Source organism: Pseudomonas sp. GW822-FHT04H02, from assembly GCF_058800645.1.
In genome coordinates this window covers 376,343-402,491 of record NZ_JBXAMM010000006.1, presented here as the reverse complement: position 1 = coordinate 402,491, position 26,149 = coordinate 376,343, and the positions used below count along the sequence as shown (strand labels likewise).

General features: G+C 65.1%; 26 protein-coding genes. 16 read left to right on the top strand and 10 right to left on the bottom strand.

Going from position 1 to position 26,149, the window contains the following annotated elements; translation table 11 throughout:
- Positions 1-10 precede the first annotated feature (10 nt).
- Positions 11-1,363: a 3-oxoacyl-ACP reductase gene (locus tag AC1RMG_RS26445; protein ID WP_493170595.1), complete on the top strand. Its 1,353-nt coding sequence runs from the start codon at positions 11-13 to the stop codon at positions 1,361-1,363.
- A 2-nt stretch (positions 1,364-1,365) separates the two neighbouring features.
- On the top strand, positions 1,366-2,220 hold the full coding sequence (locus AC1RMG_RS26440) for a MaoC family dehydratase (protein WP_493170593.1): 855 nt from the start codon (positions 1,366-1,368) through the stop codon (positions 2,218-2,220).
- Positions 2,221-2,226: 6 nt separating this feature from the next.
- On the opposite strand, the gene AC1RMG_RS26435 is transcribed toward AC1RMG_RS26440, so the two are convergent.
- Positions 2,227-2,676: a DMT family transporter gene (locus AC1RMG_RS26435; protein WP_011059072.1), complete on the bottom strand. Its 450-nt coding sequence runs from the start codon at positions 2,674-2,676 to the stop codon at positions 2,227-2,229.
- Between the two features lie 416 nt (positions 2,677-3,092).
- Here AC1RMG_RS26435 and AC1RMG_RS26430 point away from each other — a divergent pair, with 416 nt between their 5' ends.
- Positions 3,093-4,604, top strand: a complete 1,512-nt coding sequence (locus AC1RMG_RS26430; RefSeq protein WP_373939653.1) for a collagen-like triple helix repeat-containing protein — start codon at positions 3,093-3,095, stop codon at positions 4,602-4,604.
- A gap of 191 nt (positions 4,605-4,795) precedes the next feature.
- Positions 4,796-6,472, top strand: a complete 1,677-nt coding sequence (locus AC1RMG_RS26425) for a ShlB/FhaC/HecB family hemolysin secretion/activation protein (protein ID WP_072451982.1) — start codon at positions 4,796-4,798, stop codon at positions 6,470-6,472.
- Between the two features lie 75 nt (positions 6,473-6,547).
- Here AC1RMG_RS26425 and AC1RMG_RS26420 read toward each other — a convergent pair whose 3' ends face one another.
- Both AC1RMG_RS26420 and AC1RMG_RS26415 read right to left on the bottom strand, forming a co-directional pair.
- A complete protein-coding gene (locus AC1RMG_RS26420) occupies positions 6,548-6,958 on the bottom strand; it encodes a response regulator (protein WP_011059069.1) in 411 nt (136 codons plus the stop codon).
- A gap of 182 nt (positions 6,959-7,140) precedes the next feature.
- Complete coding sequence (locus AC1RMG_RS26415; RefSeq protein WP_065364927.1) at positions 7,141-7,347, bottom strand: Flp family type IVb pilin; 207 nt, start codon at positions 7,345-7,347, stop codon at positions 7,141-7,143.
- A gap of 327 nt (positions 7,348-7,674) precedes the next feature.
- Here AC1RMG_RS26415 and cpaB point away from each other — a divergent pair, with 327 nt between their 5' ends.
- Genes cpaB through AC1RMG_RS26375 form a run of 8 tightly spaced genes read left to right on the top strand, consistent with a single transcriptional unit; the run spans position 7,675 to position 15,137 of the window.
- Positions 7,675-8,610, top strand: a complete 936-nt coding sequence (gene cpaB, locus AC1RMG_RS26410) for a Flp pilus assembly protein CpaB (RefSeq protein WP_493170591.1) — start codon at positions 7,675-7,677, stop codon at positions 8,608-8,610.
- Between the two features lie 19 nt (positions 8,611-8,629).
- Positions 8,630-9,883 (top strand): type II and III secretion system protein family protein, encoded by a 1,254-nt coding sequence (locus AC1RMG_RS26405; protein ID WP_053148923.1) that lies wholly within the window; start codon positions 8,630-8,632, stop codon positions 9,881-9,883.
- Positions 9,880-11,067 (top strand): CpaE/TadZ family protein, encoded by a 1,188-nt coding sequence (locus tag AC1RMG_RS26400; RefSeq protein WP_015634013.1) that lies wholly within the window; start codon positions 9,880-9,882, stop codon positions 11,065-11,067. Before AC1RMG_RS26405 ends, AC1RMG_RS26400 begins: the two co-directional genes overlap by 4 nt.
- Positions 11,064-12,338, top strand: a complete 1,275-nt coding sequence (locus AC1RMG_RS26395) for a TadA family conjugal transfer-associated ATPase (protein ID WP_011059064.1) — start codon at positions 11,064-11,066, stop codon at positions 12,336-12,338. Before AC1RMG_RS26400 ends, AC1RMG_RS26395 begins: the two co-directional genes overlap by 4 nt.
- A gap of 16 nt (positions 12,339-12,354) precedes the next feature.
- On the top strand, positions 12,355-13,236 hold the full coding sequence (locus AC1RMG_RS26390; protein ID WP_041115745.1) for a type II secretion system F family protein: 882 nt from the start codon (positions 12,355-12,357) through the stop codon (positions 13,234-13,236).
- Between the two features lies 1 nt (position 13,237).
- A complete protein-coding gene (locus AC1RMG_RS26385; RefSeq protein WP_493170588.1) occupies positions 13,238-14,122 on the top strand; it encodes a type II secretion system F family protein in 885 nt (294 codons plus the stop codon).
- An 11-nt stretch (positions 14,123-14,133) separates the two neighbouring features.
- The gene (locus tag AC1RMG_RS26380; RefSeq protein ID WP_053148881.1) at positions 14,134-14,868 is read left to right on the top strand and encodes a tetratricopeptide repeat protein; all 735 of its coding nucleotides are present in this window, start codon (positions 14,134-14,136) and stop codon (positions 14,866-14,868) included.
- The gene (locus tag AC1RMG_RS26375) at positions 14,868-15,137 is read left to right on the top strand and encodes a DUF3613 domain-containing protein (protein WP_015634009.1); all 270 of its coding nucleotides are present in this window, start codon (positions 14,868-14,870) and stop codon (positions 15,135-15,137) included. The genes AC1RMG_RS26380 and AC1RMG_RS26375 overlap by 1 nt, the downstream gene beginning before the upstream one ends.
- Positions 15,138-15,180: 43 nt before the next feature.
- On the opposite strand, the gene AC1RMG_RS26370 is transcribed toward AC1RMG_RS26375, so the two are convergent.
- Together AC1RMG_RS26370 and AC1RMG_RS26365 are read right to left on the bottom strand one after the other, a co-directional pair.
- Positions 15,181-15,972: a response regulator gene (locus tag AC1RMG_RS26370; RefSeq protein WP_493170586.1), complete on the bottom strand. Its 792-nt coding sequence runs from the start codon at positions 15,970-15,972 to the stop codon at positions 15,181-15,183.
- Between the two features lie 126 nt (positions 15,973-16,098).
- Positions 16,099-16,566 (bottom strand): prepilin peptidase, encoded by a 468-nt coding sequence (locus AC1RMG_RS26365; RefSeq protein WP_053148875.1) that lies wholly within the window; start codon positions 16,564-16,566, stop codon positions 16,099-16,101.
- A gap of 74 nt (positions 16,567-16,640) precedes the next feature.
- Here AC1RMG_RS26365 and AC1RMG_RS26360 point away from each other — a divergent pair, with 74 nt between their 5' ends.
- Positions 16,641-17,078 carry a TadE/TadG family type IV pilus assembly protein gene (locus AC1RMG_RS26360; protein ID WP_011059057.1) on the top strand — a complete coding sequence of 146 codons (438 nt, stop codon included), beginning with the start codon at positions 16,641-16,643 and terminating at the stop codon, positions 17,076-17,078.
- The gene (locus AC1RMG_RS26355) at positions 17,075-19,843 is read left to right on the top strand and encodes an ATP-binding protein (RefSeq protein ID WP_493170584.1); all 2,769 of its coding nucleotides are present in this window, start codon (positions 17,075-17,077) and stop codon (positions 19,841-19,843) included. The genes AC1RMG_RS26360 and AC1RMG_RS26355 overlap by 4 nt, the downstream gene beginning before the upstream one ends.
- Here AC1RMG_RS26355 and AC1RMG_RS26350 read toward each other — a convergent pair.
- The 5 genes from AC1RMG_RS26350 to AC1RMG_RS26330 all read right to left on the bottom strand — a co-directional run bounded on the left by AC1RMG_RS26350 (position 19,828) and on the right by AC1RMG_RS26330 (position 24,249).
- Complete coding sequence (locus AC1RMG_RS26350) at positions 19,828-21,822, bottom strand: pilus assembly protein TadG-related protein (protein WP_262213968.1); 1,995 nt, start codon at positions 21,820-21,822, stop codon at positions 19,828-19,830. The two genes, AC1RMG_RS26355 and AC1RMG_RS26350, sit on opposite strands and share 16 nt — an antisense overlap.
- A gap of 159 nt (positions 21,823-21,981) precedes the next feature.
- Complete coding sequence (locus AC1RMG_RS26345; RefSeq protein ID WP_011059054.1) at positions 21,982-22,539, bottom strand: DUF4136 domain-containing protein; 558 nt, start codon at positions 22,537-22,539, stop codon at positions 21,982-21,984.
- Positions 22,540-22,577: 38 nt separating this feature from the next.
- The gene (locus AC1RMG_RS26340; protein ID WP_015634003.1) at positions 22,578-23,186 is read right to left on the bottom strand and encodes a DUF4136 domain-containing protein; all 609 of its coding nucleotides are present in this window, start codon (positions 23,184-23,186) and stop codon (positions 22,578-22,580) included.
- A gap of 11 nt (positions 23,187-23,197) precedes the next feature.
- A complete protein-coding gene (locus tag AC1RMG_RS26335) occupies positions 23,198-23,947 on the bottom strand; it encodes a methyltransferase (RefSeq protein ID WP_011059052.1) in 750 nt (249 codons plus the stop codon).
- Complete coding sequence (locus AC1RMG_RS26330; protein WP_011059051.1) at positions 23,944-24,249, bottom strand: MazG-like family protein; 306 nt, start codon at positions 24,247-24,249, stop codon at positions 23,944-23,946. The genes AC1RMG_RS26335 and AC1RMG_RS26330 overlap by 4 nt, the downstream gene beginning before the upstream one ends.
- Before the next feature lie 190 nt (positions 24,250-24,439).
- Between AC1RMG_RS26330 and AC1RMG_RS26325 the strand changes: the two genes are divergently transcribed.
- A complete protein-coding gene (locus AC1RMG_RS26325; protein ID WP_011059050.1) occupies positions 24,440-24,733 on the top strand; it encodes a hypothetical protein in 294 nt (97 codons plus the stop codon).
- Between the two features lie 67 nt (positions 24,734-24,800).
- Positions 24,801-26,147 (top strand): MATE family efflux transporter, encoded by a 1,347-nt coding sequence (locus tag AC1RMG_RS26320; protein WP_011059049.1) that lies wholly within the window; start codon positions 24,801-24,803, stop codon positions 26,145-26,147.
- The last annotated feature ends 2 nt before the right edge of the window (positions 26,148-26,149 follow it).

Here is a 26,149-nt window from a genome sequence, read left to right as displayed (position 1 = left end):
AGTGCGTTCCATGTCTGACCGTTATATCGACTTCGCCAACTCGTCCATCGGCCAGCGCCTGGTCGGGGCTCTTGGCTTGCCGTCGCCGGTACGCCTGGAGCGCTGGCAAGCCGGTCGCCTGCGGCCTATCGAAGGTGCGCTGTTGCTCGGCGGCGGCGCGCTGGCACAGCAGGTGGCCGCCCTGGCGCCGCGCCTGACCGATGGCATCTACAGCTATGGCGCCGACCCGTCCCTGGCCACCCCCTGGATTCCCGGCCACGGGCCCCGGCTCAAGGCCGTGGTGTTCGACGCCAGCGAGCTGCTGCACACAGACCAGCTCAAGCAATTGCGGGAATTCTTCCAGCCACTGCTGAGAAACCTCGAGCCCAGCGCCCACCTGGTCATCCTCGGGCGTGCCCCGGAAACCCTTGACGAGCCCTTCGCCGCCAGCGCCCAGCGCGCCCTGGAAGGCTTCAGCCGCTCCCTGGCCAAGGAACTGCGCAACGGCGCTACCCTGCAATTGCTGTACGTGGCAGCCGGAGCGGAAGAACAGCTGGAAGGCGCCTTGCGCTTCTTTCTCTCGCCCAAGAGCGCCTACGTTTCCGGGCAGGTGATCCGCTTGCAGCCCTGCGCGACCCAGGTCCAGGACTGGAGCCGCCCGCTGGCCGGGCGCAAGGCCCTGGTCACCGGCGCCGCCCGCGGCATTGGTGCGGCCATCGCCGAAACCCTGGCCCGGGACGGTGCCCAGGTCCTGCTGCTGGACGTGCCCCAGGCCAAGGCCGATCTGGAAGCCCTGGCGGCCCGTCTCGGCGGCCGCGCCATCTGCCTGGATATCTGCGCCGAAGACGCTCCGGCACAGTTGATCGAGCAACTGCCGGAGGGCATCGACATCCTGGTGCACAACGCCGGCATCACCCGGGACAAGACCCTGGCCAACATGACCCCGGAATACTGGGACGCGGTGCTGGCGGTGAACCTCAATGCGCCCCAGGTGCTGACCCAGGCCCTGCTGGACAGCGCACGCCTGCACGACCATGGCCGGGTGATCCTGCTGGCCTCCATCAGCGGCATCGCCGGCAACCGCGGGCAAACCAACTACGCCGTCAGCAAGGCCGGGCTGATTGGCCTGGCCCAGGCCTGGGCGCCGCTGCTGCACGCCCGGGATATCAGCATCAATGCCGTGGCGCCGGGCTTCATCGAGACCCAGATGACCGCCAAGGTGCCCTTCGCCCTGCGCGAAGCTGGAAGGCGCATGAGTTCCCTGGGCCAGGGCGGCCTGCCCCAGGACGTTGCCGAAGCGGTGGCCTGGCTCGGCCAGCCGGGCAGCGGCGCCGTCAGCGGGCAGGCCCTGCGGGTCTGCGGACAAAGTCTCTTGGGGGCCTGAAAATGACTGCACACTGGCACGAACTGAACCTGCCCGCGTCCCTGCCGCCGCTGTTTCTCAAAGCGGCAATGCGCCGACGGATCAACGGCACGCAGTTACCCGAATACGGCCTGCGCTGCTGGATCAGCCTGGCCCCCGGGCAACTGGCGGGCTACCGCAAGGTCTGCGGCTTTGCCGATAACGGCCTGCTGCCCGCGACCTACCCCCATGTACTGGCGTTTCCCTTGCAGATGCAGCTGCTCACTGCCCGGGACTTTCCATTTCCGCTACTGGGGCTGATTCACCTGGGCAACAGGATTCGTGTGTTGCGCCCCATGGGCAATGTCAGCAGCGTTCGAATCGGGGTCCAGGTGTGCCACCTGCAACCCCACGCCAAAGGCGCAACATTCGACCTGGTGACCACAGTGGACGATTTGCTGGGCCCCCTCTGGGAAGCGCAAAGCCGCATGCTCTGCCGCGGAGTCAAGTTGGCGGGAGAACCTCCCAGCCAACACTTGCCCAACGCCGACAACCTCGGCGAAGTCGCCTGCTGGCGCGCCGAGCGCGATATCGGCCGGCGCTACGCCAGGGTTTCCGGCGACTACAACCCGATCCACCTGAGCGCCTGGAGCGCCCGGCTGTTCGGCTTTCCCCAGGCCATCGCCCATGGCCTATGGAACAAGGCGCGCACCCTGGCAGCCCTGAGCGAGCATCTGCCAGCAGCGAACATCGAAGTGACGGTGCAGTTCATGAAGCCCGTGCTGCTGCCCGGCGAAGTACGCCTGCTGGCCAGTGCCGGGGGTTCAAGCGGAGAACTGCAGTTGCTGGGCAGCGGCGAGTTGCAGCATATGCTGGGCAACTGGCAGCCCATCGCCTGAGGGGCCTCAGCCCCGGCGGATCAGCACCACCCCGACGACGATCAGCAGCAATCCGGCAATCTTGCCGAGGCTGACCGGCGCTTCCCGAAACCCTACCCAGCCAAAGTGGTCCAGCGCCAGAGCCATGCTCAACTGGCCGGCCAGCACCAGCGACATGAACAGCAGGGCGCCGACCCGCGGCCCGGCAAAGGCGGCCGTGGTAATGAAGAACGCCCCCAGCAGGCCGCCGCACCAATGCCACCAGGTCAGGCCCTTGAGGGCACCCAGGGTCGGCATTTCGCGCTGCAGCACCACCAGCACCAGCAGCGCCGCGGTGCCGACGAAAAAAGAGATCAGGGCCGCAGCCAGCACCCCGCCGACCTGCTTGGCCAGTTGACCGTTGATTCCGGCTTGCAGGGCGAGAAAGGCTCCGGCAACAAACGGCAGGCACAGCAGCCACCAGACGGGCGTCAGCATATTGAGCTCCAGAGAGTTTTGGGCGGCGCAGTATAAACCAGGCCACCATCCCATCCCCCTGCCAGCCATTAAACGCCAGCGAAAAAGTGCAAGTACCGCGAGTTCCGCACAAAAACAGCCTATTAATTGTGTATATATAACTTTAGTTTAACGAGCACTTTTCGAGGACACTGAAAAACATCAAATCATTGTTTTAAAACAATTCACCACACACTAGGAACACCAACCAATACTTTGAGACTAGCTACTTGTAAATCAATAAGCCGAACAAAATAAGTCATTAATACCAAGTTCATAATTGTTCAATTTGTTCCCTGCGCCTTTTATGTAGACAACGGACGAAGGTATCTCCAGCGCAAGAACTGGAGAGCTATCGAAAACAACGAACGTTGTAACAGGTGCAAGGAATACCAGACATGAAAACTCAATTCGGATGGAAAGCGTTAACGGCAATAACCATGATCCTGACCCTCAGCCTGGCAGGCTGCAGCGGCGGCGGTGGCGGTCATAAAAGTGGTGGCAGCAGTTCGCCAGCCAGTGCCAGTGGCGGTGGCGGTGGCGGCACTGGTGGCGGTACCGACGGAGGCACAGGTGGTACCACTTCGACCCTGACCACCAGCTCCCTGGTATCCGACCTGGGCACCACCGTCAGCGGCGTCGGCAATGGCGTGAGTGATCTGGGCAACTCCCTGGCTGCCGTGCCCCTGGTCGGCGGCGTGGTACAAAGCGCTGTCAACACCACCGGCAATGTGGTGGATACCGTAGGCGAAGGCCTGACCAACGGCCTGGGCAAACTGGGCACCGATCCCAAGGCACTGAGCAAGACCACTGCCACCGTCGGCAATGTGGTCGGCGATGTGGGCACCGGGGTCACCGACCTCAGCGGCAAACTGGCCACCACCACCCAGAGCGTTCCGGTGGTCGGCGGCGTGGTGACCAAAGTTGCACCGGTTCTTGGCGGCGTCGGTACCCGGGTCACCATGTTGGGCAATACCCTGAGCACCGTCACCAGCAGCGGCCCCCTGGGCACCCTGACCGATGGTGTGGGCGACAAGGTACTGGTGCCGGTGGTCAGCCTGGCAGAAGGCGTGACCGGCAAGGTCGGCAGCGCCACGGGCCTCGGGGCACCAGTCAAGGGCCTGCTCAAAGGCGTCGCCGATGCCGTCGATGACACCGGCGATAAAGTGACTGACGCCGGCAACGGCAATCCGGTGACCGACCTGCTGGGCAACGCCCTGAGCAACGCCAGCAACGCAGTGGGCACCGCTGGCGGCTACGTCGACAAATCCGCCGGTGGCAGTGGCAGTGGTAGCGGCACAGGTGGCGGTACTGGCCTTGGCGGCACCGGGCTGCTGGAAGTGGTCGGCGGCGCCGTGGCCAACCTGGGCAACGGCCTCAATACCGGCAACACCAACGGCACCGTCAGTGCCGGCGGCACCACCGGGGCTGCAGCCGGGAACCTGATCGCCTCGGTCGGCGGTGCCCTGGGCGGTAGCGGCACACCCAACCTGGTCGTCACCGCACCACTGGCCAGTGTTGGCGTGAACCTGGGCTCGGCATTGAATCCAGTTACCAGTTCGGTCACCGGGCTGACCCAGCAAGTGGGCGCAGCCAGCGGCCTCGGCGGCCCGGTCAGCGGCCTGCTGAGCCAGGTCGGCGGCGCGGTCAGCAACGTAGGCAGCGGTATCGCCGGCAGCACCGGCGGCAATCAGGTGGGCGGCGCTCTGGGTGGCACCCTCGGTGCGCTGGGCAACACCGTGGCTTCGGTCGGTGGCCTGGTCAACGGCGGCACAGCACCCAGTGGCGGCTTGCTCGGTGGCCTTGGCGCCAGCGCCAGTGGCAGTGCCTCTGCCGGTGCGGGCCTCAATGGCGGCCTGGGTGGCGTGCTCGGCGGCCTGACCGGCGCCCTGGGCGGCAACAAGAAATAATTTGCACCTGGCCGATTCGACGGCCTCACCTACAGCGCCTACGCTTGGTTGAGGGCGAGAGATTCCCACGAGTCTCTCGCCTTTTTGTTTATCCAGAGACAAGCATCCAGAGCCAGATCGTGGCCAAGACCCGAGCGGCAACTGGAGCCAGGAACTTTCTACACCGCTGCGGCTCGACCATGGAGTGTCCTATGCGCACGTTGGCCAGTTTGTTGTTAGTTGGATGCTGTACCTCCGTTTACGCCGACTCCCTTCCGCGCTTTCTCAACAGCAATGACAGCATCAACAACCTGCCCCAACCCAACCTGCCGGTGGATGCCTACCGCCCGGCTACCCCGCAACTGCAACTGCCCGAGCAGCCCACTGCGCCGCAAGGCCAGCAGCCGCTGATGATGGGCACCAAGGTCACGGTGCGCCAGGTGCAGATCGAGGGCGGCACGGTCTACCCCCTGGAAGAACTGGCAGCGATCTACCAGCCGCTGATCGGCCACGAGGCCAGCTTCGGCCAATTGATCGAGGCCACGCGCAACATCACCCGGCGCTATCAGAACGACGGCTACCTGCTGTCCTACGCCTTCATGCCACAGCAGAACTTCGACCAGGGCGTGCTGCGGGTGGTGCTGGTGGAAGGCTACATTCGGGACTACCAGCTGCAGGGCGATATAGGCCCGGTATCTGCTTACCTGGACAAACTGGTGAGCAAGCTCAAGGCCGAGCGCCCGCTGACCCGCAAGACCTTCGAACGCTACACCACACTGATGAGCAAGGTTCCCGGGGTCACCCTGCAGGCGGTAGTGCCGCCACCGGGCACTACCGACGGCGCAACCCAACTGGTGGCCGTGGCCAGCCGCAAGGCCATCGCCACCACCCTCAACAGCACCGACGACAACCGCAACGGCCTGCAGGCCCTGGTGGGCATCACCAGCAACTCGCAGACCGCCTGGGGCGAACAGCTCAGCCTCAGCGGGCTGTTCCCGCCGGGCCACGACAAGGAACACTACTACCGCCTGGACTACAGCCAGTTGCTGGGTTCGGAAGGCACGCAACTGAGCCTCTATGGCGCCCGCTACCGCGCCGACCCACGGAGCAACGTGCAGCTGGACAACGGGATCGAGCTGGAGCCCCATCGGGAGAACGACCGCTTTTCCATCGGCGTCAGCCACCCTTTCATCGCCTCACCCAATGAAATGCTCACCGCCGGCACACGCCTGTATGCGGTAAATGACAAGACCCGTTACCGGGTCAGCAACAGCCCGCTGACCCTGGAAGAAAAAACCGACATCCGCGCCCTGGCGCTTGAGGCGGACTGGAGCAAGTCCGATCCGCGCCAACTGCGGATTCTCAGCGCCGGCCTGTATCGGGGCCTGGACAGCATGGGCGCCGAGACCAACAACAGCCTCTATGATCTGGATTTCTTCCGCCTGCGCCTGGCCGGGGTGCAGAGCGATCGTTTCCTGGACAATTGGCAAGGCGTGCTTTCCGCCGCCTGGTACTGGAGCAACGACAACCTGCCCGACAGCGAGCGGGCGTCCTTTGGCGGGCAGAACTTCGCTCGCGGCTATCCCGATGACCAGGCGACCGGGGACAAGGGCTGGGGCGTGGCCTACGAAGTGAACTACAGTTTCAACCGCGAGGGGCCCTGGGTGCGTGTGCTGCAGCCCTATGTGGTGCTGGACCGCTCCAAGACCTGGTTCAACCAGCTGCCGGTCAGGGGCAGCAGCCTGTCATCCGCCGCGGTCGGTTTGCGTTTCGGTGATGCCAAGCACTACAACATCGCCCTGGAAGCGGCCAAGCCAATGTCCGATGAAGCCCTCGACACCTACAACCGCAAGCCACGCTATACCTTGAGCTTCAGCTATCAACTTTGAGCATCCGGATGACTGAGACCCGCTTTCGAGCGGGTCTTTTTTTTGCCGCCAGGACAGCACCGGCCAACCCTCGGGTCAGGGGCCAACGATATGCAGCCGGGGTTCGGGAAACAGATTGTTGAGGGTTTCCAGCAGGCGCACGTGGTAGATCGGCTTGCGAAACAGATCCAGGACCTGCAGCCGCAGCAGGTCGCTGACGTCATCCATGTCGGCATGCCCCGACATGACGATCACCGGCAGGTGCTGGCGCGCGGTGTGCTCGCGCAGGCGCTTGATCAGCGACAGGCCGCTTTCCTCGGGCATGCGCAGGTCAGTGATTACCAGGGCGATATCCGGATGCCGGGTGAGGTGGTCCAGGGCAAGTTTCACCGAGGTGGCAGTGAAGCAGCAGAAACCCTCGCCTTCGAGCAGTTCGGCAAGCTCCAGCAATGCATCCTCTTCGTCATCGACCAGAAGAAGTTGCTGACGTGAGGATGGGGAAGTCATGGACGGTACCCTGGTGTGAACTTCATGCAAGTGGGTGAGCGCAGCCAAGGCACAGCAGGCCGGGCGGAACCCAACCACCGGCAGGCCTTTGGTTAAGCAAACCGCAGGCCTGCACGAGACCCGGATGGCTGGAAGGTCGGGCGATCACAGCCCTGCGGCTGCTCAGCTGGGCCCCTCCATGCTCAAGGGGTAGGACGGGTGACGGTGGCGCCTCCGAGGTTAGTCAGGATGTTGTTGAAAATGGCCAGAACACGATCACCCAGGGGGGTGACGAACGCCACGACCACAACGGCCACCATGGCCACGACAATGGCGTACTCGATGGCGGATGCGCCTTCGGTGCGGTCAAAAAACTGGCGCGCCCTGAGCAACAAGTATTGAAAAATCATCCTAGCTCTCCTTGCGCCGCAAGGCGCCGTTGGAACAGCACCGGGCAAATTCCCCGATGCCACCTGAGCATTGTCAACAAAGACCGGCCCAGCAACTGTAAGAACTGATTAGTCAGTAAGTATTAATTGGAAGGTAGGCGCCAAAAAACCTGCCCATGTGGACAGACTCATCCCTTTGTTAGCTATTTTTGGGTGAGTTAATGGCATTTCGTCCTAGCTCAACTACCTTCACATAGCGAAATAGTTGCATGTTCATAGCTGCCTGATTGCGAAATTAACTCGTTTGGAATCACGGGCTGGTAGTGCAGCAGGAAAGGGAGAGCCTTCATGAACAGTCGCCTCACCATGGGTCTGGCCGGACTTCTTCTGGTAGGTGCGGTGTTTTTCGGTTACTGGGGCCTGGTACTCAGTCGCAAACCCGAACCAGCACCACCGGTTCAACCCGTGGCGCCCAGTGTCGTCGAACCAGCCACCACCAGCGCAGAAGACCAGACCCGCCAACCGGTGGTCGTGCTGGTGCGCGATGTGCCGCCCTTCGTGCCCCTCGCCGCCGCCGATCTGGCGCTGGAAAAACTGCGTACCGCGCCAGCCGGCAGCCTCAGCGCCATCAGCCAGGCGGTGGGCCGTACGCCCTGGCGGCAGTTGAACGCCGGCACCTGGCTCAATGAGCAAAGCTTCAGTACCGGCGGCGCACTGGCGCGGATGATTCACAGCGACGAACGAGCCCTGGCGGTCGCGGTCGACGAGGTGATCGGCGCCGCCGGGCAACTGAGCCCGGGGGACTATGTCGATGTCGTGCTGTTCCTGCGCCAGGACACCAGCAACCCGCAGCAGTCGGCACAGATCGCCGTGCCCGCCATGCGCGTGCTGGCTGTGGGCGAACAGCTGGGCCTGGCCAATGACGGGCAGCCCGCCTCCCCCGGGTTGAGCAACGAAGAAAAGCTCAAGCAGGACCAGCGCCGGCTGAATGCGCGCACGGTGGTCCTGGCCGTCCCCGAACAGCTCTTGAGCCGGCTGATGCTCGCCACTCAGGTCGGAGTGCTGCGCCTGGCCGTGCGCAGCAGCGAGGAACAGCGCCTGGCCCATTACTGGGCCGGCAACGAAGAAGCCCGCGAGCACCTCGATGCCGCCAACAGCAACCTGTTCCAGTTCACCCAACTTGCCCTGGGCAGCGCCCCGCGCTCACCGGCCGCCCAAGGTGGCGCCGCACGGTCGGCGGTGGAAGTGATCCGGGGCAACCAAGTCACTCAACAAACTCCCTGATTGAGCAAGGATGCACTACATGCGCAGTCGTTCCATGCCACTGTTCTCCGCACTGCTGACCCTGAGCCTTGGCCCGCTGCTCTGCACCCAGGCCCTGGCTGCGGCGGTGGCAGGCTGTTCGAGCCTGGCACCGTTGCCCGCAGTGCTGGAGATCGGCGAAGGCTTGCAGCAGGAGCTGCAATCTGCGGTGGCCATCACCCGCCTGGCGGTGGGCGACCCCAAGATCGCGGACGTCCAGACCACCGGCAACAAAGCCTTCCTGCTCACCGGCATGGCGCCCGGCGCCACCAGCCTGATGGTCTGGACCGCCTGCGCCAGTACCCCACGCCAGAGCATGGTGTTTGTCCAGGGCCGGGCCACCGCCGACATGAGCACCGGCCGCCTGCCGGCCAGTGACGATCCACTGCTGCCCAGCCAGGTGCAGACCGACATCCGCTTTGTCGAAGTCAGCCGCACCAAGCTCAAGGAGGCCAGCGTTTCGATCTTCGGCCGCGGGCACAACTTCCTGTTCGGCGCGCCCGGCACCGCCCCCGTTACCAGTGGCACCTCCGGCAGCGTGACCCCCACCTTCGGCGGCCGCCGGACCAACATCCCGCTGGACAACGGCACCTTCAACATCGGCTTCGGCAACGGTCGGGTGCTGACCCTGATCAACGCCCTGGAAGGCAGCGGCTTCGCCTATACCCTGGCAAGGCCTTCCCTGGTGGCCCTCAGCGGCCAGAGCGCAAGCTTCCTGGCCGGGGGCGAAATCCCCATCCCGGTGCCCAGCACCGGCAGCAACAGCGTGACCATCGAATACAAGGAGTTCGGTATCCGCCTGACCCTCACGCCCACTATCGTCGACCGCGGGCGTATCTCCCTTAAGGTTGCCCCGGAGGTCAGCGAACTGGACTACAGCAACGCCGTGACCATTGCCGGGACCCAAGTCCCGGCGCTGACCATACGCCGCACCGATACCAGCATTTCCCTGGCCGACGGCGAAAGCTTCGTCATCAGCGGCCTGATCAGCACCAACAACAGCTCTCAAGTGAACAAGTTTCCAGGGCTGGGGGACATTCCGGTGCTCGGTGCCTTCTTTCGCGACACCACGATCAATCGCGAAGAGCGTGAACTGCTGATGGTAGTGACCCCGCACCTGGTCCAGCCCCTGGCCGCGGACGCCAAGCTGCCGGCCCTGCCCGGCGAACGGCTGCGCAACTACGACCCGAACTTCTACCGCATGTTCTTCCTCGAGAACGGCAACTTCGACAAGCGCAGCGGGTTGTCGCAATGAACCAGGACCTGAGCCAGACGTTTCTCGCCATCACCCGCAACAGCACCGACCTGGAGTGGCTGCAAGGCGCCCTGGCGCCCCTGGGCCAGGTCGTGGGTGCCGATGGCAGTCTCGACGAACTGCTGGCACTGGTGGATGTGACCTTCGCCAACCTGGTGTTCGTCGGCCTCGATCGCGAACACGTGGTGGCCCAGGCGGCCCTGATCGAAGGCGCCCTGGAGGCCAAGCCGATGCTGGCGATCGTCGCCCTCGGTGATGGCATGGACAACCAGCTGGTGCTCAATGCCATGCGCGCCGGCGCCCGTGACTTCGTCGCCTACGGCTCGCGCTCCAGTGAAGTCGCCGGGCTGGTCCGGCGTCTGAGCAAACGCCTGCCGGCAGTGACACCCAACACGCAACTGGGCGGCCTGACCGTGCTCTATGGCGCCCAGGGCGATGGCGACGGCGCCCTCCTGGCCAGCCACCTGGCGCTGGTAGTGCAAAAGAGCGGCCAGCAGACCCTGCTGCTGGACCTGGGCCTGCCCCGGGGCGACAGCCTGGCGCTGCTGGGCCTGGAAAGCTCGTTCCACTTCGGCGACGCCCTGCGCCACCTGCGGCGCCTGGATGCCACGCTGATCGACAGCGCCTTCACCAGCGCCGAGGCGGGCCTGCGGATCCTCGCCTACGCCAGCCACGACGCGCCTCTGGAGCACACCAGCGCGGCGGAGCTGTACATGCTCCTCAGTGCCTTGCGCCAGCACTTCCAGCACATTGTGGTGAACCTTGTCGGCCAGCCGGACAGCGAGGCCCTGCGTACCTTCGTCAGCCATTGCGACAAGCTGCTGTGGTGCACCGACCAGAACGTGCTCGACTGCCGGCGCAACCTGGCCATACTCAATCACTGGCGTGAAAAAGGCATGAAACTCGAGCATGCGCGCTTGCTGGTCGACCGCTACCTGCGCACCGTGGCACCGGATTCCGAGACCCTGGGCAAGACCTTCGGCCTGGAGGTGATCGCGGTGCTGGCCTACAGCCCCGAGGTGCGCCTGAACGCCAAGAACCAGGGCGTTACCCTGTTCGAACTGGCCCCGCGCGAGGCCCTGACCCAAAGCCTGCGTACCCTGGGCGAGCGGCTGGCGAAACGCTCCCAGGGCCTGCCCAAGCCCAAGGCCGGCTGGCTCAATCGCATCATGGGGGGCAGATGAGCGGCGAAAAACTCTTTGGCGCACCACCCCGCGCAGGCGCCGGCAACAGCGACCACGAAGGCCTGAAGCTGGTGCTGCATCGCTACATCATCGATGCCATCGAAGAGTCGGGGAAAAACCTGCTGGAAAGCTCACGGCAGAACCTCTCGCAATTCGTCACCGACAAGGTGGCGGAGTACATCGCGCGCATGCACCTGGCGATCTCGCGCTATGAAATGGAGCGGCTCGCCGAGGAGATCGTCGACGAGCTGACCGGCTTCGGCCCCCTGGAAGTGCTGTTGCGCGATCCGGCGGTGACCGAGATCCTGGTGAACGGCCCGCATCGGGTGTTCGTCGAACGTGAAGGCGTGCTGCACCAGAGCGACCTGCGCTTCATCGACGCCCACCATGTGGAGCGGGTGATGCAGCGGATTCTCGCGCCCCTGGGCCGACGCCTCGACGAGTCCTCGCCGATGGTCGATGCGCGCCTGCCGGACGGCAGCCGGGTCAACGCGATCATCCCGCCCATCGCCCTGGACGGGCCCTGCCTGTCGATTCGAAAGTTTCGCAAGGACATGCTCAAGAGCAGCGACCTGATTGCCATGCAGACCATCGACCTGGCGATCTTCGAATTCATCCAGGAAGCGGTGGGCAAGCGCTGCAACATCCTGATCAGCGGCGGCACCGGCACCGGCAAGACCACCCTGCTGAACATCCTCAGCCAGTTGATCAACCCCCATGAACGGCTGGTCACCATCGAGGACGTGGCCGAACTGCAGCTGGGCCACCCCCACGTGGTCCGCCTGGAAACCCGCCCGCCCAATGCCGAGGGGCACGGCGAGGTGAAGGCCAGCGACCTGATCCGCAACGCCCTGCGGATGCGTCCGGACCGGATCATCCTCGGCGAGATCCGTGGTGTGGAAGTACTGGACGTGCTGACCGCAATGAACACCGGCCACGACGGCTCCATGAGCACCGTGCACGCCAACAATGCCCAGGATGCCCTGCTGCGCCTGGAAACCCTGGTGGGCCTGACCGGCCGCCAGATCGCCGAGCGCACCCTGCGGCAGATGATCTGTGCCGCCCTGGATGTGGTGATCCAGTTGACCCGCATGCCCGATGGCCGGCGTTGCGTCAGCGAAGTCGTGGAAGTGGTGGGCATACGTGACGACATCTACGTCACCAACACCCTGTTTCGCCTGGATCGTCGTACCGGCTTCGGCTTCCTGCGCGAGGCGATGAACCCTGCGGGTGACAAACTGCGCCGCGAAAGCGGGCTGGGCGTCAATTGAACCGGCGAGGTGGCCCATGATCGGTCTGCTGTTTACCTTGATCTGCCTGCTTCTGCTGGGGCTTTCCGGCTGGCTGTTCTACCACGGCGTGCGCAAGACCGAGCGGGAACGAGTGCTCAACCGCCTGGCCGAAGGGCAGCCCGACCTGACGCCGCAACGCACCTCCTGGGGTGGCCTGGAGCGCGCGTTCGCCCGGGCCGGCCTGGGCCAGCCCAGCGAGCGCCTGGGCCTGTGGCTGGCGGTGTGGGTGGTGCTGATGCTGCTGGGCTATGTGCTGGCGAGCTGGCTCGGCCTGTTGGGCGGCATCCTCCTGCCACCCCTGCTGCTGCGGCTGTATATCGCCTGGCTGTATCAGCGCCGGCTCAAGCGCATGATCGAACAACTGCCGGCCTTGCTCGATCACAGCGTGCGCAGCCTGAAGTCCGGGCGCACCCTGGCGGACGCCGTGCTGGGTGCCATCGAGGCCAGCAACGACCCGCTGAAGAACGCCATGGGCCGCATCCAGCGCAACGTGCAACTGGGGGTCAACCTGCCGGACGCGGTCAGCGATTTTGCCGAGTTCTACGAGCAGGACGAACTGCGCATGTTCGCCCTGGGCCTGAAGGTCAATCATCGCTACGGCGGCAACGCCAGCGAGTTGCTGGAAAACCTGATCAAGCTGATCCGCGAGCGCGAGCAAGGGGCGCGGCAACTGAGCGCGATGACCGGGGAAACCCGCATGACCGCCTGGGTCCTGGGAACCCTGCCGCTGTTGCTGGTGGGCTACTTCATGCTGACCAACCCGGGCTACATGCTGGGCATGTGGCACGACTCCGCGGGGCAGAAAATGCTGATCACCGCGGTGTGCCTGCAGATCTTCGGCTGCCTGGCCCTTTGGCGCATGTTGAGGAGCATCTGAAATGCTGGTACTGGCCGCTGCACTGATGTTTCTCGGAGCGTTGCTGCTGCTTGGCAACGGTGTGCTGGAACAGCGCCGGCGCGAGCGCCAGATCGCCCAGCGCTTGCAGGGCAACATGACCCGCGACAGCCGCCTGGGCAACTGGCTGCGACTGCTGGGCGACAGCCGCTTCGGGCAGCGCGCGGTGAGCATGGACAGTGAAACCCAGACCCTGCTCAACCGTCTGGGCTGGCGCCGCGCCAGAGAGCGCTCACTGTTCGCCGCCAGCCAGATCGCCACGCCGGTGCTGGCCGTGTGCCTGGTGATCTTCATCCAGGAAGTGGCCTTTGCCCAGACCCAGAGCAAGTGGCTGGTACCCATGCTGGCACTCGGTGCCGGCTACCTGCTACCCAAGCGTGCGCTGGCCTACGCCGCCAAGCGCCGGCAGAAGCACATCGCCCTGGAGATCTCGACCTTCATTCCCCTGCTGCGCATCCTGTTCGAGTCGGGCATGGCAGTGGAGCAAGCGTTACGCGTACTGAGCAGCGAAGCGCAAAAGCTGCTGCCGGAACTGACCCAGGAACTGCGCCTGATCCTGGCCCGTGTCGACTCGGGGCTGGAGCTGGGCCATGAACTCAACCAGACCGCCACCCTGCTGGCGGTGGACGAGTTCACCGACACCTGCGTGATTCTCCAGCAACTGATCCTGCAGGGCGGCGGGGCAATGAAATCGCTGCAGGCGCTCAAACAACTGCTGGACGACCGGCGCCTGACCCGCCTGCAGGAATACATCTCGAAAATGTCCGCAAAAATGTCGGTGGTGATGATGCTGTTTCTCTTCCCCGCCCTGTTGATCGTGCTGGCCGGGCCAGGCTTCACCGCCATCGCCCGGGCCTTCGCTTCCTAAGAGGGAACCTGATGAAAGCCATGATTGCCGTTGCCAGCCTGTTGCTGCTCGGAGGATGCGCCAGCAACGGCCAGACGCCCTGGGCGGCCCTGACCAACTCCAGCAGTTGCGCCAAGCTCAGCTCCGAGCAGGAACTGGCAGTGAACCTCGCCGACGAAATGGCCACCGATGGCAAGCTGCACGCCAGCCTGGCCAACCTGCAGAACCTGCCGGACAACCTCGCCGAGGTGCGCGTACGCAAGGCGCGAGTCTATCGGTTGCTGGGCCGCAGTGAGGCCGAACCCTTGTACCGCAGCCTGCTGGGCTCGTGCCTGGCCGCCGAAGGCGAGCACGGCCTGGGGCAGTTGGCGGCAGCCAGGGGCGACAACGGCCAGGCCCAGGCGCACCTGCAACGGGCCGCGCGCCTGGCGCCGACCAATGAAAGAATCCGCAATGACCTGGGGGTGGTCTACCTCAACCAGTTGCGCATTGAGGATGCGCGCTTCGAGTTCCTCACCGCCATCGAGCTCAAGCAGTCCGAGCCCCTGGCGGCCATCAACCTGGTGACCCTGTTGCTCTACCAGGACAACTGGCAGCAGGCCGCGCAAGTGGTCAGCCAGGCGAGCCTGAACCCGCAGCAGTTCGCCCAGGCCCAGGCCCGCGCCGAAGAGCTCAAGGCCCCGACCGCCCCACGCGCCAAGGTGACCCAGGTCGCCAGTGGCGCTACCACCTTGCAGCCAGACGCCGCACCCGCCAAGGAGCGCTGATGATGAAACTGCCGATGTTCTATTGCACTGCCCTGCTGGCGCTGCCCCTGGCCGCCCAGGCCATCGAGGCCGGCCCTGCTTCACCCCAGCAACAGGAAACCGAAGCCTGGCTACTGTTGCAGAACCGCAACCTGGCGTCCTCGCCCCAGCCTCAGACGGCCACGCCCACCGAACGCGAACTGGCGCTGCAGCGCTGGCTGAAGAAATACAAATACGAGATCCCGGACCTGTACGACCCGGACGCCGGCGGCAAGGTGGAAACCAAGTAGGAGAAAGCCCGCAACCGGCGGCGAACGGCTCGCCGCCGCAGGCTCAGTGGGCAGTCACCCGCTGGCGCAGCCCGGAATTGCTCGGTGACAGGGCCAGGGCCAGCTGTGTGCGGTTATGCATGTGGGTCAGGCGCAGTACCTGGGAGACATACAGCTTGACGGTGTTTTCGGTGATCCCCAGCTCGCAGGCAATCTGGTAGTTGGTCTGGCCCTTGCCCACCAGTCGGGCCACATCCAGTTGCCGTGGCGACAGCTGGTTGAAGATGGCCGGGATCTCGATGGCATCCGCTTCGCCGGCGCCTTCGCCCCGGGGCTCTTCGCTGCGGCTGGTAGCCGGGCTGCGCCGGACCTTGTCCAGGTCCTGGTACAGGTCATCGATGGATTCGGAAAGAAACTGCAGCTTCTGGTTGAGGTGCCCCAGGTGCAGGTTCTTCTGCCGTTCCTGCAAGGCGACCTCCTGACGCTGCAGGCCTTCGAGGAGTTCGTCCAGGTCGATGGGCTTCTGGTAGTAGTCGGCGATGCCGGCGCGCAGGGCCTTGATCACGTCCTGCTTGTCGGACTGCCCGGTGAGCATGATGGCTTCGAACACCCGCTGCTTGCCGGCCATCCGTTGCAGTTCCTGGACCAGCTGAATGCCGTCCATATCGGGCATGTGCAGATCGCAGAGCACCAGGGAAATTTCCGGGTCCCTGTTGAAGCACTCCAGCGCCTGGCGGCTGGTTTGGCAAGGGACACAACGGTAACCGCTGCTTTCGAGGAACTCGCAAAGCTCTTCGACAATCAGGGGCTGATCGTCGACCACGAGCACCTTCATCTGTGAGGTGAGCTTGTTCACGTGCTACTCCGTGCGGGCCAATCGCCGATTGGCCACTCCTGTGCTGCCACGCATGATCCGGGCAGCCACGACTTAAAACCTAGACCTACTTTCCGACTATGTACATAGCATTAATGGGTCCGGCGACTAGTGGATCACGCTCACAGTTAAGACCATTCCAGCCAGGACAAAGGGGGCAAAAGGGTATTTTTTTGACCCCCTCCCAACGCGCCCTGCCACGGGGGCATCAAGTGCTTGTTTCTGCTGGGGCCAGAGCCTGAGCACAAGCAGCCAGAGCAGGCTGCACAGACCGGCGGCGATGAACGTCCCCAGCAGATACAGGGGGCCGGAGGCCAGCCCCAGGGCCGCCATCAACTTGACGTCGCCGGCGCCCATTCGTCCGCTGGCGTAGCCGGGCAAGGTGAACAGCAACGCCAGCAACAACGCCCAACCGCCCTGGCTCGCGCCGGCCCCCAGCCAGGTCGTGCCGCTCCACAGCAGGTAGACCGTCGCCAAGAGCGCGGCGCCAAGAGTCAAGCCATTGGCAATATGCCGCTGACGCAAATCCTGCAGCGCACAGATTGCCAACCAGACCCACAAAACCCAGAAATGCATTAGCCAGAACGGTCCCTTTTGCCGGAATGGTCCTATGCTCAATGGACATAGTGGTTGTCAGGGTAGACGCACTCATGAAACCGGGCCTCCCTAGAAAGCAGAAAGGCGCTGTGGCGATCGAATTCGCCGCGGTGTTCGTGATCTTTTTCGCGGTGTTCTACGGTCTTGTCAGCTACAGCCTGCCGCTGCTGATGATGCAGTCGTTCCACCAGGCCACTGCCGAAGCGGTGCGTCGCGCGGTGATGGTCGACCCCAATACCCCGAACTACGCCACCACGGTGCAGAACCTCGCCAACAGCGTGGTGCAGACCCAGACTCAGTGGATTCCCCCGCCCTTCAACTTCGCCGCCACCGACTACAGCGCGGTGTACAGCGCCGGGGTGCTGACGGTCTCGGTGAACTACCCCACCAGCAAGCTGAACCAGGTACTGCCGCGGCTGGTGCTGCCAGGAATCGGCCCGGTACCCAGCCTGCCCACCACCCTGACCGCTAGCTCGAGTCTGCAATTTTGACCTCTGGCGACAAGCTGCTCGGACGTCTACTGGGCCGCCAGGCGCTTCCCGCCGCACAGCCGCACAGCCCGCTGCCGCCCCAGGCGGTGGGCCTGCAACTGGTGCTCGATCAACAGGGGCGCATCCTCAGCAGCCACGGCCCGCTGCGCCACAGCCTGATCCAACTGCCCCCCTCCCGGGAGCCACCGCACCTGCTGGACTACGTATTGCCCGGCAGCGTCCTGGCCCTTGAGGGCGGCCCTGCCGACTGGAGCGGCCAGGTGCTGGACCTGGACCTGCGCGGCGCCGGCGGCCAGCCCCTGCACCTGCGCGGCTGGGTCCAGCGCTGTGGGCAGGAATGGCACCTGCAACTGCTGGATATCGGCGACCTGGTCCAGCAGCGGCAACAGGCCCTGGGGCGCGAGCAGTGCCGGGTGTTTGCCGCCCAGGCCAGCGAACAGTTGCGCCTGTGCAACCTGACCCGCCTGCCGGACGTGCTCCACGACCAACTCACCGACCTGGCCCGCTATTGGCACATTCCCTGTCTCGGCCTGGCCCTGCTCGACGAGCAGGAGCAGGGCTGGGTGATCCACAGCTGCTACAGCGCCCATGACGCCCCGCGCCTGTGGCAGGAAGGCCAGGCCCTGGGGGCCGGCCTGGACAGCCTGAGCGGCAACACCCCGCAGCACCTGAACCAGATCCAGGGCCTCAACGAACACCCGCGACTGCAAGGCATCTTCGGCCATCGCGAAGGCTTCCTGGTGCCGTATCGGGATGATCACGGCGTCGCCGCCTGGCTCTTGTGCGGCTGCTACGCGGTCCAGCAGCATGCCCCGTACCTGCTGGATCGCGACTGGCTGATGCTCGCCGCAGCCCTCGCCGGGCCCTTGCTCAGTCGCCTGCGGGAGCATCGCCATCACCTGCACCTGGAACGCCTGGAGGCCCTCCAAGGGCTGCTGGGCGCCGGCTGGTGGGAGCTGTGCCCGGACACCGCCGAAATACTGCTGGCCAGCCGCCTGGCCGCCAGCCTGCACCTGCCCGAGGATGGCGCTCGCCTGAGCGTGCAGGCCTGGCTGGAACTGATTCATCCCGCCGACCGCGGCGAACTCAGCAGCCGCCTGCAGGAACTGAAACTGGGCAAGCCGCTGCTGCTCAATGTGCGCCTGCACGAGCCCGACCCCAGCGCCCCCCAGCGCTGGCATCGCTTGCAGGGCCAGGCCCTGGGCCGAGGGGAAAGCCAACGCCTGGTGGGTTTCATGCTGGACATCAGCGACATCAAGAACCAACAGCAGCAGGCCGCCGCCGCCCATGCCCGGCTGGACAACCTGATCGCCAGTTCACCGGCGGTGATCTACGTCCAGCGTTACCAGGAAGGCGCCTTGCAGCCGAGCTTTTTCAGCGCCAGCCTGCAACCCCTGCTGGGCTGGAGCCTGGCGGACTGCACGGCGCAGCCCCTGGCGGAGTGGGTGCACCCCGACGACCGCGACCTGTATTTCCAGCGCTGCCGCCAGTTGCTGCGCGAAGGCAGTGTGCATACCCGCTATCGGCTGCGCGATCGCCACGGGGCATACCACTGGGTGCTGGACGAAGCCAAGCTGCTGCGCGACGACCTGGGGTTGCCGGTGGAAGCCGTCGGCCTGTGGCTGGACGTCACCGAGGCAACCCTGGCCGCCGAGCAGGTGCGCCAGAGCGAAGAGCGCTATCGGATCCTGGTGGAAGATTCGCCGGCGATGATCTGTCGCTATCGCCCGGACCTGACCCTGACCTTCGGCAACCGGCCGCTGGCGGCCTACCTGGAATCCGCCCCCGAGGAACTGCCGGGCAGCAATCTGGGGCAGTGGCTGTCCGCCGAACAGCGTGAAGGCTTCGAGCGCCGGCTCAAGCTGTTGAGCCCGGAATATCCCGTGAGCACCGCCGAGATCAACCTGCAATTGCCCGGGCGCGAACATGCCTGGTGGGTGTGGTCGGATCGCGGAGTGTTCGATGAACAGGGGCAACTGCTGGAAATCCAGGCCGTGGGCCGCGACAACACCGAAGTCCGGCGCGCCCAGCAGCAACTCACGCAAAGCGCGAAAATGGCCACCCTGGGGGAAATGGCCACCGGGCTTGCCCACGAGATCAACCAGCCGCTCAACGTGATGCGCATGGCCATCGTCAACGTGCTCAAGCGCCTGGGCAATGGCGACGTGCAGATCGACTACCTCACCGACAAGCTCAAGCGCATCGACGCCCAGGTCCAGCGTGCGGCCCGGGTGGTGGACCACATGCGGGTGTTCGGCCGGCGCTCGGAAGTGGAACAGCAGCCGTTCAACCCGGCCCACGCCATCGAAGGCACCCTCTCGCTGCTGGCCGAAGGCATGCGTGGCAAGGGTCTGGAGTTGCGGATCAGCGAGCTGGGGTTCGAGGTCCAGGTGCTGGGGTTTGTCGACCAGTTGGAGCAGGTATTGATCAACCTGCTGGTCAATGCCCGGGACGCCCTGCTGGGCAAACAGGAAAAGCAGCACGACTTCAAACCCTGGATCGCCGTGTACGGCCAGCGCGACGAGCAGTGGGTACGCCTGTGGGTCGAGGACAATGGTGGCGGCATCGACCCGCGCCTGCTGGAGCGGATCTTCGAGCCGTTCTTCACCACCAAGCCGGTGGGCATCGGCACCGGGCTCGGGCTGTCGGTGAGCTATGGCATCGTGCAGAACATGGGGGGCCGCCTGAGCGTCAGCAACAGCCAGGACGGCGCGCGCTTCTGCATCGAACTGCCGATCGCCGAGGCAGATCAGATCACCAGGTAGGCCTTGCCGGTCTGCCCGCAGGTGAGGTTGGCCCCCACTTCCACGTCCATCAGGTTGATCCCCAGCCCCGACAGCAGGTTATTCAGCAGAGGGTCCAGCAGCGGGCTCAGGAGCCCGGTGATCAACGGCGTGAGCAGGTTGCTGACCCCGCTGATGGCCGAAGCCAGCCCCGTGACAATGGCCCCCAGCGGGTTGTTGTTGACCGGTTTGTAGACGATCAGGTTGATGCCGGCCAGGGTGCCCGCCAGGCTGTTGACGATGTTCGTGGTCGGGGCCGCCGTCTGGTAAGTCGGGGTCTGGTTGACGTTGGGCGGTATCGGAAACGGCGACGCCGAGCTGGAGAACACCAGATCCTGGGTATTCTGCGCCACGCTGGTGTTGACCATCACCGCGATGCCGCCGCCCGCGTAGTGCACCACCGGGTCGCAGCGCCCCGGCAGGACCAGGAACTGGTAGCAGGTGCGTATGCCCAGGTCCACCAGCGGCAACGGCTTCACCACGGGCTCGGCGGCAGACGAAAAGGCATTGGCCGGGTCGATCTGGCCGACCTTCAAGTCGGCGATGGAACTGATGGCATGGGCGGTCAGGCTTTTGGTCCCGCTGTTGTTCACCGGGCAGCTGTAGTCGGTGACATAGGCAATCGCGCCCCCCGCGTCCAGGCTCAGGTCGATCTCCGATGAGGAGGCGATGGCCGGGTATAGCTGTTCGCACCCCGCCCCCAGCAGGCATAACGCCGAACCCAGGGTCGCCACCAGGTTCAGGCTCAGCAGGCTGTTCAACACCGGGGTCAACGGTGCCACCAGGTTGCCCACCGCGGTGCTCAACCCGGAAACCAGCGGCAGGGACAGATTGACCCGCACCAGGGTCCGTACCTGCGCAGTGCGCACATAGATCCGGTTGGCGCCCGTGGGATCGGCCTTGGCCAGCGCCGGATTGCCGATGGCCGACAACTGCGGCGGCTCGATGACCTTGGCCTGCACCGTGATATTGGCCAGCCCCAGCACGTTGATCGGCAAGGTCGCCGCCACCGCGCTGTTGCTGTTGGACAACTGGATCACCGCCTGCAACAGCTGGAACAGTTGCAGGTTGGCATCCAGGGCGGTGCTGGGCAGGCCGGTCTGCAACTGCAGGATATCTCCCAGCTTCAAGGGCGCGGCATTGATCGCGGCAACCTGCAGGTTGCCCAGGGCGGTCAGGATGTCGGCGGTGGCGCCATTGGCCTGGACCACGGTGATCGCCGCCTGGATCAGTTGTGTCACGCTGGTGGTGGTGTTGAGCAACTGGGTGTAATTGCCAGCGGCCACCCCCAGATTGATCGCCAGTTGGTTGAGGTAGCTCAGCAGGTTGATGTTGGTGTTGAGCAAGCCGTTCCAGCCCACTGCGCTGAGGCTCAGGCTGCCCCCCAGCATCCCGCCCACCAGTGGGTTGAGAATGCTCGATTGCGCAGTACTGACGGTGCCCAGGGTGCTGCGAATGCTCAACTGCGCCACGGTGGGCGTCGGCGCCGCGGCAACGGCCGTGGCGCTGAGCTGGGTGGTGAGGTTGATCGGCCCCGGTGTGAACAGGGCCGCCACCCCCGATGCCACGCTGATGGGCACGGTATGGGTGGCGATCACCCGTATCGCCACTGCTTGTGCAGGGTTGGCAGTGAAGGTCCGCAGGCCGTTGGCCCCGGTGGTCAGGGAACCGCAGGAAGTGCTCAGGCTACTGCCGGTGGCTACGGTGAAGCCGTTGCGGGTGGCGTTCTGGCCGGCGTAGGCGGCGGCCGTCAGGCCGGCCTGGCAGGTGCCGCCACGGCTGACGGCCTCCAGCGCGGCGTTGTCCGCCACGCGCTGCAACTTGCGCTGTTCCATGTAGAGCCGGCCGCTGTCCACTACCAGCAGCATCAGCAACAACGCCAGGCCGAAGGTCACCGCCGCCATCAGGCCAATGGCCCCGCGCTGACGGGCCGGGCCGTAAAACCGCTTCAGGGGAGACATCGGGGCACTCCTTTACCGGCTCGCAGCCGAGCGCTATCTCCATCGATGAAAGCAGTGTAGTCAAAGGCCGTGGCAGACGCCGGCCGGGGCGCAGGGGCGCCGGACTGGCGGCAGCAGGCAGGGCCGCACACCCTGTGCCGCCCTGCCCGGTCGAAGGTTTCAGTGGGGCGGGTAGTTCTGCAGGATGCGCATCACCGTGGTGCGGACCGCGGCGCTGCGATCTGCCGGGTTGGGCGAGCTGCTGAGCATCTGCTCGTCGCTGCCGCGCCACACCAGCTTGCCGTCCTTGCCGTCCAGCAGGTCGATCTGGATGGTTGCCACCTTATAGGTGATGTTGCGGGTTTCGTTGTACATCGGCCCGCCCCAGTAGCCATTCCACGGGCCGCCCCAACCGCCGCCATAGTTGGTGGTGACCTGCTGCTGGCGGTCCTCGACGATCAGGTACGCCTGCACATTCAGGTCGGCCCGGGCACCGCCCTGGGCCGGACGCAGGCCGCGCTGGTCCAGTTGCTCGGCCACCGCCTGGCGGATGCGCTGTTCGGTCAAGTCGCTCTTGATCCGTGGATCATCCGGCCGGTATTGCAGGGCGGGTTCTTTCCAGTTCCAACTGCGATAGGCGCCAAAGTCCCGGCTGGCGTCGAAGTCATGATTGACCTGGTTGGCGGCGCAGGCACTGAGCAAGGCGGCACACACCAGTAGAGCGATTCGATGGAACATGCTGTTTCTCCGCTTGAAGACAAAAACCGGGGGCGATCCTAACTGGGAGGATAGGTCGCCATTGCCTTTTGCACCGCCTCACGCAAGGCATCGGCCCGCTCGCCGAGGCTGCCGCGGCTGCTGGTCTCGGCGCTGGCGCTCCAGACCGGTTGGCCGCTGGCGCCGTCATACAGGTTGACCCGCACCACCACCACTTCCACCTCGTAGGTGCGCACCACCGGCACGCTGCCGTACATGCCGTAGCCCGGGCCATAACGGTTATAGCCGCCGTAACCGCCATACCCGTAGTCGTCCTGGACCTGGCGCAGGCGCTTTTCCAGGTGCAGGTCGGCGCTGACCCACAGGTCCGCCGGCCGGTTGTCATGCACAGGGCGCAAACCCTGCTGATCCAGGGCATTGCTGACCGCCTCGGCAATCTGCGCCGAGTCGGCCCAGGCCGAACCGCTGGGCAGGCGGCCATTGAGCCAGGCCCAGTTGCGGTAGCGGCCATAGTCCCGTTGCGGCGCCGGGTAGGCGCTGCGGTCAAAGGTGTTGGCCGCTTGCGGCGGGGCCGGCGGCAGCGGGTTGGAGCTGGCGACATAGGGGTTGCTGCCCTGACAGGCGGCAAGCCCCGAACACAGGAGGATCAGACCCAGGCGGTGTTTCATTGCACACTCCGTTAGACCGGCCGGCACAGCCAATGCAGATAACGCCCAAGCCCGGCGAAACTTGGGTGTCGACGGTGAGCCAGCTCCATTTCCAGCAGATCCGTCAGCTCGGCACGGGCCTGGAACTCCACCGGCATGTAATCGTGGAAAACCCGCACTCCGCTCTGGCTTTCGACTCGCCACAGGCCCTCAAGTTGCGCCGCCAGCTCGCGAGGATCAAGGGGTTGTTGCGGGGTCAGGCTCTGTTTCTCGCCGGCCATGTCGTTCTTGCGCATCTTGCGGAAGTGGCCCTTGAGCAGGTTGCGGTAGACCAGTGCGTCGCGGTTGTAGAAGGCCAGGGACAGCCAGCCATCGGCGGCGGTCAACTGATGCAGCACCGGCAGGATCGCGTGGGGTTCGGCCAGCCATTCCAGCACCGCGTGGCACAGCACCAGGTCGTAGGGTTCGGTCAGTTGCCCCAGCAGTTCCTGCCAGGGCGCCTGGATGAAGGTGGCCTGCTGCCCGGCGTCGGCAAAGCGCTGGCGGGCGCCTTCAAGCATGGGCGCGGCAGGCTCGGCCAGGGTGACCTGGTGCCCGCGCTCGGCCAGCCACAAGGACATGTGCCCCAGCCCGGCGCCGATATCCAGCACCCGCAGTGGCCGCTCGGGCAGCGCTTCCTTGAGATCGGCCTGGAGCACCGCCAGGCGGATCGCGCCTTTGGCGCCGCCATAGATCTTCTCGGCGAAACGGGTCGCCAACTGGTCGAAATGCCGGTCGCTCATGAGCAGAACCGCCGTTCGCTGTCCGCCAGCTTGCTGCGTACCACCTGGTCCATGTCCAACCCCAGCTCGCTGCACAGCAACAGCAGGTAGAGGACGATATCCCCCACTTCCTGGCCGGCATGGGCCAGCTTGTCTGCTGGCAGTTGCCGCGACTGGTCCTCGCTCAGCCATTGGAAGATTTCCACCAGCTCGGCCATTTCGACGCTGGCGGCCATGGCCAGGTTCTTCGGGCTGTGAAATTGCCGCCAATCGTTGCGGTCACGAATGGCGTGCAGGCGTTGGGTCAGTTGCTCTAGGTTCATCGGGGTCTCCTGAAGGCGTATAGCTTCCGGGGGATGGGCGTGGGACGCAAGAGCGCTTTCGCCGGCAAGCCGGCTCCTCCAGAATGCGCAACCCCCGGCAGCTTCTATGCTTAACAGGGAACTCGCCACGGGTGTTCATGGCCCAAGCTTGAGCTCGGGCACTCGGCCCATCTTTCATCAGGACGCGCACATGCAGGTAGAAAGTTTCTTCGAATGGCTCGGCCAGGCCATCGGCTCGGTGATCCGCTTTATCGTCGACCTGCTCAGCGGGTTGTTCAATACCCTGACCCACGCCGGGGGCAACTTTGTCGACGGCCTGTCCCGCGCTCTGGGCATGGACACCTCGATCGTCAGCATCATTGCCCTGATCATCGGCCTGATGTTCCTGTACTCGGCGATCCGCGCCTTCATGCGAGCCTCGATCATCCTCGGCATCATCTGGCTGGTGCTCGGCCTCTGGCTGCTGAGCTGGATCATCCACTGATCCCCCCGCACTAACCCCCGGAGCCCGCGGGCGCCGGGTACAATGCCCGCTCTCGCAAGGAGCCTGCATGCCCCCCCTGATTTCTGATTGGCGTCACCGCCCCACCCATCGCCGCGTCTGGGCCCTGGCCGCGCCGATGATCCTGTCGAACATTTCCGTGCCCCTGGTAGCGCTGGTGGACAGCACGGTGATCGGCCACCTGCCCCACGCCCACCAGCTGGGCGCCGTGGCGGTCGGTGCCAGCCTCTATACCTTCCTGGCCTGGGCCATGGGCTTCCTGCGCATGGGCGCCACCGGCTTCGCCGCCCAGGCCGCCGGGCGCGGCGACGGGGCGGCGCTGCGGCAGATCCTGCTCCAGGGCTTGATACTGGCCATGGGGCTGGCGCTGCTGCTGGGCGCCATAGGCGTGCCCCTGAGCGGCGCGGCGCTGCACCTGATGCAGCCCTCGGCGGAGCTGGACCAGATGACCCGGAGTTTTTTCCACACCCGCCTGCTGGGCCTGCCCGCGGCCCTGGCCAGTTTCGCCCTGGTGGGCTGGTTTCTCGGTACCCAGAACGCCCGGGCACCGCTGGCCATCCTGCTCAGCACCAACGTGCTGAACATCGCCCTCAACCTGTGGTTCGTCCTCGGCCTGGACTGGGGCGTGGTGGGCTCGGCCCGGGCTTCGGTGATCGCCGAATGGAGCGGCGCGCTGGTCGGCCTGGCCATGACCCGGCCGGCCCTGCGGGCCTATCCGGGGCAAATCGCCTGGGCGGCATTGCGCCGCTGGCAGAGCTGGCGCCCGCTGCTGGCGGTCAATCGTGACATCTTCATCCGCAGCCTGGCCCTGCAATCGGTGTTCTTCCTGATCACCGTGCAAGGCGCCCGTCTGGGCGATGCCACAGTGGCGGCCAATGCCCTGCTGCTCAACGGCCTGCTGCTTACCGCCCATGCCCTGGATGGCCTGGCCCACGCAGTGGAGGCCCTGTGCGGCCACGCCATCGGCGCCCATGACCGCCCGGCCCTGCGCCGCTCGCTGGTGGTAGCCGGTGGCTGGTCGCTGCTGGCCAGCCTGGGGTTCGCCGTGCTGTTCCTGCTGGGCGGCCACCTGTTCATCGAAATGCAGACCGATATTCCCGACGTGCGCCAGACCGCCTTTACCTACCTGCCCTACCTCGCCGTACTGCCGTTGATTGCGGTCTGGAGCTACCTGCTGGACGGCCTGTTCATCGGCGCCACCCGGGCCCGGGAAATGCGCAACGGCATGTTGCTGACCGTGCTCCTGCTGCTGCCTTTTGCCTGGGCGCTGCAAGGCCTGGGCAACCACGGCCTGTGGCTGACGTTCCTGCTGTTCATGTTCCTGCGCAGCCTGACCCTGGGTGCCTTCGCCTGGCACCTGCAGCGCCGCGACCGCTGGTTCGCCGAGGCTCGCTGAAC